The sequence below is a fragment of the Flavobacterium soyangense genome (assembly GCF_015277675.1).
Lineage (GTDB): Bacteria > Bacteroidota > Bacteroidia > Flavobacteriales > Flavobacteriaceae > Flavobacterium > Flavobacterium soyangense.
Genome location: NZ_JADHEC010000004.1, coordinates 26483 through 38658, shown reverse-complemented (window position 1 = coordinate 38658; position 12176 = coordinate 26483). Strand labels below are relative to the sequence as shown.

8 protein-coding genes are annotated in these 12176 nt (G+C 33.7%); 6 read left to right on the top strand and 2 right to left on the bottom strand.

Going from position 1 to position 12176, the window contains the following annotated elements:
- Positions 1 to 66 precede the first annotated feature (66 nt).
- The 5 genes from IR213_RS02880 to IR213_RS02860 all read left to right on the top strand — a co-directional run bounded on the left by IR213_RS02880 (position 67) and on the right by IR213_RS02860 (position 8242).
- A complete protein-coding gene (locus IR213_RS02880; protein ID WP_194310810.1) occupies positions 67 to 2259 on the top strand; it encodes a B12-binding domain-containing radical SAM protein in 2193 nt (730 codons plus the stop codon).
- Between the two features lie 154 nt (positions 2260 to 2413).
- On the top strand, positions 2414 to 4531 hold the full coding sequence (locus IR213_RS02875) for an ATP-binding protein (RefSeq protein ID WP_194310809.1): 2118 nt from the start codon (positions 2414 to 2416) through the stop codon (positions 4529 to 4531).
- 233 nt (positions 4532 to 4764) lie between these two features.
- Positions 4765 to 5250, top strand: a complete 486-nt coding sequence (locus tag IR213_RS02870) for an acetyl-CoA carboxylase biotin carboxyl carrier protein subunit (RefSeq protein ID WP_194310808.1) — start codon at positions 4765 to 4767, stop codon at positions 5248 to 5250.
- Between the two features lie 4 nt (positions 5251 to 5254).
- Positions 5255 to 6697, top strand: coding sequence for an acetyl-CoA carboxylase biotin carboxylase subunit (locus IR213_RS02865; RefSeq protein ID WP_194310807.1), 1443 nt, complete (start codon positions 5255 to 5257; stop codon positions 6695 to 6697).
- A 3-nt stretch (positions 6698 to 6700) separates the two neighbouring features.
- Complete coding sequence (locus IR213_RS02860) at positions 6701 to 8242, top strand: acyl-CoA carboxylase subunit beta (protein WP_194310806.1); 1542 nt, start codon at positions 6701 to 6703, stop codon at positions 8240 to 8242.
- A 353-nt stretch (positions 8243 to 8595) separates the two neighbouring features.
- Here IR213_RS02860 and IR213_RS02855 read toward each other — a convergent pair whose 3' ends face one another.
- On the bottom strand, positions 8596 to 9600 hold the full coding sequence (locus IR213_RS02855) for an FAD:protein FMN transferase (protein ID WP_194310805.1): 1005 nt from the start codon (positions 9598 to 9600) through the stop codon (positions 8596 to 8598).
- Between the two features lie 214 nt (positions 9601 to 9814).
- On the opposite strand from IR213_RS02855, the gene IR213_RS02850 reads away from it, so the two are divergent.
- Positions 9815 to 10672 carry a T9SS type A sorting domain-containing protein gene (locus IR213_RS02850; protein ID WP_194310804.1) on the top strand — a complete coding sequence of 286 codons (858 nt, stop codon included), beginning with the start codon at positions 9815 to 9817 and terminating at the stop codon, positions 10670 to 10672.
- Positions 10673 to 10744: 72 nt separating this feature from the next.
- On the opposite strand, the gene IR213_RS02845 is transcribed toward IR213_RS02850, so the two are convergent.
- Complete coding sequence (locus IR213_RS02845; protein WP_194310803.1) at positions 10745 to 12082, bottom strand: aminotransferase family protein; 1338 nt, start codon at positions 12080 to 12082, stop codon at positions 10745 to 10747.
- Positions 12083 to 12176: the final 94 nt, after the last annotated feature.

The following is a 12176-nucleotide window of genomic DNA, read 5'->3' as shown; positions in this document are numbered from 1 at the left end:
CTCAATTGACAAATTAAGATGTGATAGTTTTAAATTTCGTTTACTTTTGCACAAAACAATTCCCTTTTGAAAACCAAAGTATTTCTCATCACGCCACCCTTTACCCAACTGAATACACCCTATCCAGCAACGGCATATATCAAAGGGTTTTTGAATACTAAAAACATTCAGGCAACTCAAGCGGATTTGGGCATTGAAGTGATTTTGAAATTGTTTTCGAAAGATGGATTACAAAATTTATTTCAATCCAACAGACAACAACCAACCACCGAAAACTGCAAACGAATCCTAGCTTTACAAGGCGAATACATTAAGACCATCGATTCGGTTATTGCTTTTTTGCAAGGAAAAAATCCAACATTGGCATTGCAAATTTGTCAAGAAGATTATTTGCCGGAAGCATCCCGTTTTGCACAATTGGAGGAACTCGATTGGGCTTTTGGAACGATGGGAACGCAGGATAAAGCCAAACACTTGGCGACATTATACCTCGAAGATATTTCGGATTTTATAGTCGAATGTGTCGATGAAAATTTTGGTTTTAGTCGTTACGCTGAACGTTTAGGAAGAAGTGCTAATTCTTTTGACGAATTATATGAAGCTTTACAAAAGGAACCCACTTATATTGACGATATTTTAATTTCGATTTTGAAGGAAAGAATCGAAACCATCCAACCTGAATTATTCTTGATTTCCGTTCCTTTCCCTGGAAATTTATACTCGGCTTTTCGTTCCGCTCAATATGTAAAAAAATACCATCCAAATATCAAGATTTCAATGGGCGGCGGTTTTGCAAATACCGAATTGCGTTCGCTTTCGGATGTTCGTGTTTTTGAGTTTTTCGATTATATTACTTTGGATGATGGCGAATTACCAGTGGAATTACTGGTTGAAGCAGTTTGTCAGACTGAGCCTGTCGAAGTCTTTTTTAAAAGAACTTTTCTTCTTGAAAATGGAAAAGTAGCGTATAAAAATAATTCCCTAAAACCTGATTACAAACAATCCGGAGTTGGTACGCCAGATTATTCAGATTTGTTTTTGGACAACTATATTTCGGTTATCGAAATCGTTAATCCAATGCACCGAATGTGGAGCGACGGAAGATGGAACAAACTCACGATGGCGCACGGTTGTTATTGGGGAAAATGCACTTTCTGTGATATTTCATTGGATTATATTAAGATTTACGAACCCATTGCTGCCAATTTATTGTGTGATCGAATGGAGGAAATGATTGCCCAAACTGGCGAAAACGGATTCCATTTTGTAGACGAAGCTGCTCCGCCTAAATTGATGCGAGCTTTGGCACTTGAAATCCTTCGTAGAAAATTAGTTGTGACTTGGTGGACCAACATTCGATTCGAAAAAAGTTTCTCTGGAGATTTGTGTTTGTTGCTCAAGGCGTCCGGTTGTATTGCTGTTTCGGGTGGGCTCGAAGTAGCTTCGGACCGATTATTGGAACTGATAGACAAAGGCGTAACGGTGGAACAAGTGGCAAAAGTTACCCGAAATTTTACCGAAGCGGGAATCATGGTACATTCTTATTTAATGTACGGTTATCCTACGCAAACAGTTCAGGAAACAGTTGACAGCTTAGAAATGGTTAGACAATTGTTTGAAGTTGGAGTTTTACAATCGGGTTTTTGGCATCAATTTGCAATGACGGCACACAGTCCTGTGGGAATGTATCCAGAGAAATTTGGTGTTGTGAAGGAAACAGAAACCATTGGAACTTTTGCCAATAACGACATTAATTATGTTGATAAAACAGGAATCGACCACGATAAATTCAGTTTTGGATTAAAAAAATCATTGTTCAATTTTATGCACGGCATTTGTTTTGAATATGAATTGCAGGAGTGGTTCGATTTTAAAATTCCGAAAACAAAAATTCATGTTGATTTTATTGCCAATGCTTTAGAGGAAGAAGAGGATTTTAATATCAAATCGACTGCCAAAATCGTTTGGCTGGGAGGAAAGCCATTTGTAGATTATTTCACGAAATCCAAAAAAGGAAATTCTTGGGAAATGATGACTTTAACTCTTCACGACAAGAAAGAAAGTTTTACCATTCAAACCAATAAAAAAGAAGGAGAATGGCTGGTTCAAATCCTTGAAAAAATTTCGGTTTCCAGATCTAAAACATACACATTTCAAGAAATAAAATCTGATTTTGAAACACATTTGGAAGATTTTGAATTGTTTTGGTATTCGAAACCTGTGAATACTTTGAGGGAATTTGGATTATTAGTTTTGTAAAAAAAAACGATTAATTAAGAGTCTTTAAGCATAATTAATTGTAATAAAACTAATTTAAAGATAATTTAGGCTAAATGTTTTTTTTAAATTAGATTTGTCGAAGATTACTAATCTATTATTTTAGATAAATTTCATTTTTAATGCCCAAATTCTAATGAGAACCCTATTAAAGAAAACCTACCCCAAAATTTTATTCTTGTTTCTTTCATCAAGTGTTTTTTTTATAATCCTATATTCTGCTCTTTATTTCTATACTGGGAAAGTTGAAAAGCAAGTTTATACTGCTTCAAATAATCAATTTTATAGTGAAGTAAAAAGTTTGTTAATTTTAGAGTCAAAACCCATAACGGTAGCCATAAATAATGATACCAATTGGGACGAGTTTCTAAATTTTATAAAGACTAGAGATGCAAATTGGTTTAATGAAACCATAGGAAATGAACAAGAAATATATAAGGTAGATTATTTAGGTGCTTACGACCAAGATGGAAAATTTATTATTAGAACAGCCTCTTCAAAAATAAAATCGATTGATTTTGTTCCCAAACAAGCAATGCTAAATCTCAATAAATCTGGGTTAAGTAGGTTTTACATGAGAATTCCAGAGGGAATCATTGAAGTTTTTGGGGCATCCATCCATCCATCGAATGACCCTTTTAAAAATAAAACAAGACCGTCAGGCTATTTTTTTGTGGCCAGACTTATGGATAAAAATTTCCTATTAAATTTAGAAAGTTTAACTAATTCGAGTATTAATTTTATTGAAAATGTTCAGAAATCTGAAAATGATAAGCATCACATTTTTGCCACAATTGTATTAAATGACTGTGAAGGGAATATGGTAACTAAGTTATTTTTCAAGCGAAATCATGATGTCTACTTTGAAAACGTGGTAACGATCCTTTATATGATATTCGCTGGTTTTTTTATAAATTTTATAGTTAGTTTTATTTACACAAGAAAATGGGTTTATTCTCCACTCAAATTAATAAAAAATATTCTAGAAACCGGAAATAAAAAAGCAATACAAGAATTAAAATCAACAACTGGTGAGTTTAGGTATATAGGCAACCTTTTTGAACAAAACAATGAGCAAAAAACAGAGTTAATTAAAGCAAAACTAAAAGCGGAAGAAAGTGATAGACTTAAATCCTCTTTTCTGGCAAATTTATCACACGAGATTAGAACGCCAATGAATGCCATTAATGGTTTTACGGATTTACTAATTAATACTAAATTAAAAAAAGAAGAACGATTAGAATTTTTAAAAATAATCCAAAAAAGCGGAAATAATTTGGTTTTAATAATTGATGACCTTATTGAAATATCAAAAATTGAATCGAATCAAGTTACGCCTAATTTGACTACTATAAATTTAGAAACTTGCATCAATGAATTATATGAAACTATAAAAATTACTATTCCAAAGTCTAAAGAAATAGATTTCAGAATAATTGAAGATCTCAAATCTGTGCCTCATAATATTATTGCTGATGAAATAAAATTAAAACAAATTCTTGTTAATTTGGTTAATAATGCCATTAAATTTACCGATAAAGGTTATGTTGCTTTTGGTTATGAAATTGACGAAAAAAATGCCAAAATCCTATTTAAAATACAAGACACTGGGATTGGCATTGATATAAATAATCATGAATATGTTTTTGATCGTTTCAAAAGAGTGGATAGCGACTTATCTGTTCAGGCCGGAGGTTTAGGGTTAGGATTGGCAATTTCTAAAGCTTATGTTGAGATGATGGGAGGAACAATCACCTTAGAATCTAAAGTTAATGTAGGTTCTACTTTTTTATTTTCGATTCCTTTGGAATACGATAAAGAGCAAAGAATTATAAAAAAATCCACAATAATTACTATTGATTCAAAAGGGAACGAAGAGAAAACCATCTTAATCGCTGAAGATGATATTTTTAATTTCATGTTATTTCAAAAAATCATAGAACCCAGTAATTATACTATTCTCAGAGCCGAAAACGGACAAGAAGCTGTAGACATCTGTAGTGCTAATCCAAATATTGATTTAGTTTTTATGGATATAAAAATGCCTATTATGAACGGTTTTGAGGCATTAGAAAAAATAAAAGTGATCCGACCAGAATTGATTGTAGTTGCCCAAACTGCTTATTCATCAACTGAAGATGAAGCTAGAATTTATAATGCCGGATTCTATGGTTACATAACCAAACCCATTGATAGAGAAAAATTATTTGAATTGGTTGACAACGTTTTTAGAAATAAGAATAATTCTTTCTAAAAATATTTTTAAATTAAAAGAACCAAATTTTATATCCTGTCTTTGAATAAAATATTCATATGAAGATTTCGAATCATTTTGAAATTCAAAACATGTGAATACTTTGAGTGAATATGGATTATTAGTTTTGTTAATTTTTTTTCAAAAAACTATATTAATTTTTCAAAAATCTTTTATTTTTCAGTTACGAAAACGTTTTCTTTGACTAATTTTGCACTATAAAATAGATGCAAATGAGTATTCGTTATAAAGTAAATGTTAATGATGCTTTTTCTTTTGATTTTGAGAAAGAAAGTATCTCACAATTAGATGCAGTGAGTGTAGAAACTAATAAATTTCATATTCTGCATCAAAATCTCCCTTACAAAGCTGAAATTGTCTCTTCTTATTTCAATCAAAAAAAATACAAAGTCAAGGTAAATAACAACACTTATCATGTTGCTATTTCAAATCCATTGGACAACTTAATTAAAGAAATGGGTTTTGAGGTAGGAATTACTAAACAAATTAATGTTATTAAAGCTCCTATGCCAGGATTAATACTTGAAATTAACGTTGTCATTGGACAGACAGTAAAAGAGAACGATAATTTATTGATTCTTACTGCTATGAAAATGGAAAATAGTTTCCTTTCGCCACGCGAAGGAGTTATAAAACAAATTGCAATTAGCGTTGGTGATTCAGTGGTAAAAGGGGATTTATTAATTGAATTTGAATAGTTGTATGAAAAAGATATTAGTTGCCAATAGGGGAGAAATTGCCATCAGGGTAATGAAAACTGCCCAGATAATGGGAATAAAAACTGTTGCAGTTTATTCAACTGTCGACAGAAATGCACCTCACGTAAAATTTGCCGATGAAGCCGTTTGGATTGGAGAATCACCATCCAATCAATCGTATTTATTAGGAAGTAAAATTATTGAAGTTGCTAAAGCTCTAAACGTAGATGCGATCCATCCAGGTTATGGATTTCTTAGCGAAAATGCTGAATTTGCCCAAGAATGTGAATTGAATAATATTATTTTTATTGGTCCTAAATCAAAAGCCATCGAAATAATGGGAAGTAAACTAGCCGCTAAAGATGCAGTTATGAAATATAATATTCCAATGGTTCCGGGAGTTGATCACGCTATTATTGATATTGATGAAGCCAAAAAAACGGCAACTTCCATAGGTTTTCCTATTTTGATTAAAGCCTCTGCCGGTGGTGGAGGAAAAGGAATGCGCGTGGTAGAAAAGGAAAGTGATTTCGAATCCCAAATGAATAGAGCCATTAGTGAAGCGGTTGCAGCTTTTGGAGATGGTTCGGTTTTTATAGAAAAATATGTAGCCTCTTCACGGCATATCGAAATTCAGATTATGGCAGACAGTCACGGCAATGTATTGTATTTATTCGAAAGAGAATGCAGTATTCAGCGTCGCCATCAAAAAGTAATTGAAGAAGCACCTTCTTCAGTATTGACTCCGGAAAAAAGAAAACAAATGGGAGAAGCGGCAGTACTTGTTGCTAAATCTTGCGATTATCTTGGAGCCGGAACCGTAGAATTTTTATACGATGAAAATGACAATTTTTATTTTCTGGAAATGAACACTCGTTTGCAAGTGGAACATCCTGTAACCGAATGGATTTCAGGTGTTGATTTGGTTGAACTACAAATCCGGGTAGCTCGAGGAGAAGCATTAACAATCAAGCAAGAAGATTTAGTGATAAAAGGTCATGCCATGGAATTGCGTGTGTATGCCGAAGATACTCTGAATGACTTTTTGCCAAGCGTTGGGCATTTAGATGTGTATCAATTGCCAGTGGGTGAAGGAATTCGTGTAGATAATGGTTTTGAGCAAGGAATGAACATTCCCATTTATTATGATCCAATGTTGTCTAAATTGATTACCTATGGAAAAACCAGAGAAGAATCGATTGCATTAATGTTGAAAGCGATTGAAAACTACAAAATTGAAGGGGTGGAAACCACTTTGCCTTTCGGGAAATTTGTTTTCGAACATGAAGCTTTCCGTTCGGGTAAATTTGACACCAACTTTGTAAAAAAATATTATTCCCCAGAAATATTAAAAATTCAAAAGGCTAAAGAAGCTGAAATAGCGGCTCTTATAGCACTGAAACAGTATTTTGAAGATCAAAAAGTTTTACGCTTACCAATTCAATAAGCCATGGAAGATAAAATTAAAGTGTTAAACGATAAAATTGCCCAGGCTTTTTTGGGTGGAGGTTTAAAACGTATAGAAAAGCAACACGAAAAGAAAAAATTAACAGCAAGAGAACGGGTAGATTATTTATTGGATGAAGGTTCATTTGAAGAAATTGGTATGTTGGTTACCCACCGAACTACTGATTTTGGAATGGAAAAAGAACTCTATTATGGCGACGGAGTAATTACAGGATACGGAACCATAAACGGAAGATTAGTGTATGTTTTTGCTCAGGATTTTACAGTTTTTGGAGGCGCTTTGTCAGAAACACATGCCGAAAAAATATGTAAAGTTATGGATATGGCAGTCAAAATGGGTGCGCCTATTATTGGACTCAATGATTCAGGCGGGGCGCGTATTCAGGAAGGCGTTCGTTCTCTTGGCGGTTATGCCGATATTTTTTACAGAAACGTACAAGCATCTGGAGTAATTCCTCAGATCTCAGCTATAATGGGACCTTGCGCCGGTGGAGCTGTTTATTCTCCTGCGATGACTGATTTTACGATGATGGTTGAAGGCACCAGTTATATGTTTGTAACCGGACCAAATGTGGTGAAAACCGTAACCAACGAAACTGTAACTTCGGAAGAATTAGGTGGAGCTAGTGCACATTCGACCAAGTCAGGTGTGGCACATATTACATCGAGTAATGATGTAGAATGTTTAGAAGATTTGAAGCGTTTGTTGAGTTATTTGCCACAAAGCAATAAAGAAACTCCAAAACAATTGCCTTATGTTTTAGGGGATGAACTGAGAATGAAATTAGCAACTATTATTCCAGATAGTACAAACAAACCGTATGATATGCACGAAGTAATTTCAGGGATTATCGATGAAGATTCCTTTTTTGAAATTCATAAAAATTATGCCGAAAATATCATTGTGGGATTTGCCAGAATTGCAGGAAGAAGCATCGGAATTATTGCGAACCAACCTATATTTTTGGCTGGCGTATTAGGAGTAAAAAGTTCTAGAAAAGCAGCACGTTTTATTCGGTTTTGTGATTGTTTTAATATTCCATTGCTGGTCTTGGTAGATGTCCCAGGATTTTTACCCGGAACAGACCAAGAATGGGAAGGAATCATTGTTCACGGAGCAAAATTATTGTATGCTCTAAGCGAAGCTACTGTACCAAGAGTTACAGTAATTACAAGAAAAGCATATGGTGGAGCTTATGATGTAATGAATTCAAAACACATTGGCGCTGATATGAATTTTGCTTGGCCAACGGCTGAAATCGCAGTTATGGGAGCAAAAGGAGCTTCAGAAATCATCTTCAAAAAAGAAATCAACGAAGCCGAAGATCCAGGTGCAAAACTTTTAGAAAAAGAAGGCGAATATGCTCATTTGTTTGCCAATCCATATACGGCGGCTCAACGCGGTTTTGTCGATGAGGTAATCCTGCCGCAAGACACCAGACGCAAATTGATAAAAGCTTTTAGTATGCTTGAAAATAAAGTAAGTGTAACGCCTATCAGAAAACACGGAAATATTCCCTTGTAATTTTTAAATTGAAGAGACTAAATTTTTCGTTTTTATTTTTCGTAAAATTTGTATAAGTTAACCCGTTGGGTGTAATTAGTTTTTAATAATAATTTATCGTCAGTTCGAGTGATTTTTGATAGAAAATCGTATCGGAAACAAAACAAATTTTATTAAAAACGGTTCTCGATACATTTTTTGTTCCGTTTTACTTCACAAAAAACACTTGAACTAACGGTTTTAATAATTACACCCAACGGGTTAATGTTTCTAATAATAAAGGGGCTTCTAACTAAAAAATTGTTTTAGACAAATAATTGTTTTTTTTATTTAAGGAAAAAAAGTATTGGTCAGTTTTTATTGAAGCTTTTTTATTATTTTGTTTCAGTAATAATAGATTTTAAACTGGGTGTTTCATAAACTTGATAATTTCCATTCTCATCAGAATAAATCAAATAAGCCTGTAATTCTGGATGTTTTTTCAAAAACACTTTTGCTTTTTCAAGTCCAAGAACTAAAACCCCTGTGGCATTCGCATCTGATGTAATGCATTCTTTTGCAAATATTGAAGCACTCAATAAATTATTTTTAGTGGGATAACCAGTTTTTGGATCTATATGATGCACATATTTCACACCATCCTCAATAATGAATCTACGATAATTTCCAGAGGTGGCAATAGCCAAATTTTCGAGTTTCACAATTGCTTTTAATGAGTTTCCGGTTTCTTTGTTCTCAATGGGTTTTTCGATGCCAATTTTCCAATTCTCGCCATTTGAATTTCGGCCTTTGGCATATACTTCTCCGCCAATTTCAACAATGTAAGCCAAGATTCCTTTAGAATTTAAAAAATCCGAAACCACATCAACAGAATATCCTTGGGCAAAAGCATTAAAATCCAAGGCAACTCGCGGATCTTTTTTGACAACTTTATTGCCTTTTAATTTGATTAATTGAAATCCAACAAATTGAAGCATGCTATCAATTTTGACTTTTTCGATTTTTTGCTTTTTACCAGGTCCAAAACCATAAGCATTGCTCAGTGGATAGATAGTTGGGTCAAAAGCACCATTAGTATTTTTCCATACTTCCTTGGCTTTATTAAAACAAGCCATAAAATATTTGTCAACAATGACATTCTTTTCATTGGAATTAATTCTCGAAATTATGGAATTAGGGATGTAAGTAGAAACCGACAAGTCGAAATCTTTTAGAATCTTTACTATTTCTGGCTGATAATCCCTGTTTTGATTGTCAAAATAGGTAATGTGATAGGTCGTACCTTGCGCTTCGCCTTCAATTTTAATTGGTTCTTGTTGAGAATATATCGATACCGAATAAAAGAAATATAGGCTTAGTAAGCCTCCAATTTTTTTCATAATGGCTCCAATTTTGGTTGATGGTAAATATAGAATTTTCTATGGAGATTAAGAATAGCTCAATTTAAAAAACTTAACAAATTATTAATTAGTTGCGATAATTAATGTTTGCTTAAAACTTTAAAATATGATAAATATCATTGTATAAAGGTCTAATAGTCAATAAATTTGTTTATTAATCATTGCGTGTTGAATACATATAAACCATAATATTATGAAAACAAAATTACTCTCTCTAGCACTTTTTGCTTTTGCTTTATTCTTCTCAGCAAGTTTATTTGCACAAACAGCAGGTTCAATGACTTTTAATTTTACAACAGTAAAACAAGGTTCAGCGACAAAGCAGGTTGATGCAGTATGGATAGAAAATGCTGTAGGTATATTCATAAAAACGAACTTACTTTATATTGGAGACGGTACAAGTGACCATTTACCTCAGTTTAGTCTTAAATCTGGCGCAAATGGAATCGCCACTAATGGTAATGGTGGTGTTCAAGATGCTACCACTGGCAATACAATAAATGCAATTACTGGAGCTACACGTACTTCAAGTACTGCTCCATTAGCTTGGGGGCCATATTCGGTTTCTTGGGATGGAAAAACGGGTGCAACAACTCCAGTTTTAGTACCAGACGGTAGTTATAAAGTATGGGTAGAAATGGCTTGGATTGATGGTACCCCAGATACTCATGATTTTATAAATACGGGCTATTCTTTTACGAAAGGTGCTTCAATAGCCACCACTAATCCTGCTAATGCCGGGCCATTATCTGCTATGACTCTTACTTGGACTCCATCAGCTTTGAGTCTTGATAGTGTTTACAAAACAAAAATAGCTATTTATCCTAACCCGAGTAATGGGATTATTAATGTTCAGTACAATGATATTCCCGTGAGTAATATTGATGTAGTAAACGTTTTGGGTCAAATAGTGAAATCATTAAAAATAGATTCTTCAAAATCAGAAACTAGCCAAAGTATTGATTTATCAGGAAATGCAAATGGTCTTTATATTATTAATGTTTCAACAAACGAAACTTCTTCAAGTTATAAAGTGGTTTTAGATAAATAGTTTATATTTTCAAATTAAAAAAAGCTCCAAATCTTAAATGATTTAGAGCTTTTTTATAAAAACATAATTACATTAATGTACTAAATGTTCATCAGCAATACTTAATGCTTGTGAGATAATCGCCAATCCTTCGTCTATTTCCTTTTCGTTGATACACAATGGTGGAGCGATAAAAATATAACCCCAACGAACAAAAGTATATAATCCCAATTCTCTTACTTTGGTCGCAATTAGATTGGTAACTTTCAAATCTTCTCCAGCTGCATTGTACGGAGCAATTAATTCCCCTGTGGTTTTATTTTTTAAAATATCCAAACAACCCAGAAGTCCTGTGTTTCTAAAAGCTCCCATGCTTGGATGTTTACTTCTCATTTCCTCTATTTTAGACTCCAGATAAGCACTCATTTTTCGGGTGTTTTCTATCAATTTATCGCTTTCATAAATGTTAATTACTGCCAATGATGCTGCCAATGATACTGGATGAGCATTGTAAGTTAATCCAATCATCATTGGTGTGTTTTCAAATTTGGCCGCAATTTTATCTGAAACCATCAAACAGCCCAAAGGCAAGTATGAAGACGTCAAACCTTTTGCCATACAAACCATATCCGGAATAATACCATGATTTTCAAATCCGAACCATTTTCCGGTTCTGCAAAAACCGCTCATCACTTCGTCGGCAATAAATAAGATTCCGTATTTTTCACAAAGTGCTTTTATCCCTTTTAAATAGCCGCTTGGATAATGTAAACAACCCGAAGAACCGCTTTCACCTTCAAAAATAAAGGCTGCAATATTTGCCTTGCCTTCAAAATGGATGACTCTTTCTACATATTCCAAACTCAAATTTAATTTTGTCGCATCGTCTAAATCCTTCATTCCAAAGAAATAGTAGGGATCGTCCAATAAAACTGCATTTGGCATTTGTTGCGAATCGTTGGCCAGTTTTCTTGGATCTCCACCTACGGACATTCCGCCAATGGAACCACCGTGAAATGCTCTATATCTTCCAATAATTTTATGTCTTCCGGTATAAAGTCTTGCTAATTTGATGGCATTATCTACTGAAGAAGTCCCGCATAAAGTAAAAAAAGCTTTATTCAAATCACCGGGGCAGATTTCTGATAATTTTTTTGATAATTTGGCACGAATTTCCGTGGTGCAGGTTGGTGTTACAAAACTTACTTTTTGCATTTGTTCCACAACAGCATCGGTAACGCGCTGATCTCCGTGACCAATATTTACCGACATTAATCCGCTGGAGAAATCAATGATTCTTTTTCCTCCAATTTCATATAAATAAACACCTTCAGCTCTTTCGATAGCAATTGGATTTACACTTGCTTGGGCTGACCAGGAGAATAAACTGAATTCTTTACTGTCGGAAATAATTTGTTCTTTACTTAACATTATTTTTAAAATTTTAGTTTTTTTATTTTACGTCGAGATGATAAGTGTATACTAAATATAATCGAAAAATCAAAATTTCCATTTTTGTAAATCA

Bases quoted from the DNA above. Each gene is read 5' to 3' on its own strand.
- IR213_RS02860 (WP_194310806.1), top strand. From the start codon at position 6,701: ATGGAAGATAAAATTAAAGTGTTAAACGATAAAATTGCCCAGGCTTTT.
- IR213_RS02850 (WP_194310804.1), top strand. From the start codon at position 9,815: ATGAAAACAAAATTACTCTCTCTAGCACTTTTTGCTTTTGCTTTATTC.
- IR213_RS02845 (WP_194310803.1), bottom strand. From the start codon at position 12,082: ATGTTAAGTAAAGAACAAATTATTTCCGACAGTAAAGAATTCAGTTTA.
- IR213_RS02875 (WP_194310809.1), top strand. From the start codon at position 2,414: ATGAGAACCCTATTAAAGAAAACCTACCCCAAAATTTTATTCTTGTTT.
- IR213_RS02870 (WP_194310808.1), top strand. From the start codon at position 4,765: ATGAGTATTCGTTATAAAGTAAATGTTAATGATGCTTTTTCTTTTGAT.
- IR213_RS02855 (WP_194310805.1), bottom strand. From the start codon at position 9,600: ATGAAAAAAATTGGAGGCTTACTAAGCCTATATTTCTTTTATTCGGTA.
- IR213_RS02865 (WP_194310807.1), top strand. From the start codon at position 5,255: ATGAAAAAGATATTAGTTGCCAATAGGGGAGAAATTGCCATCAGGGTA.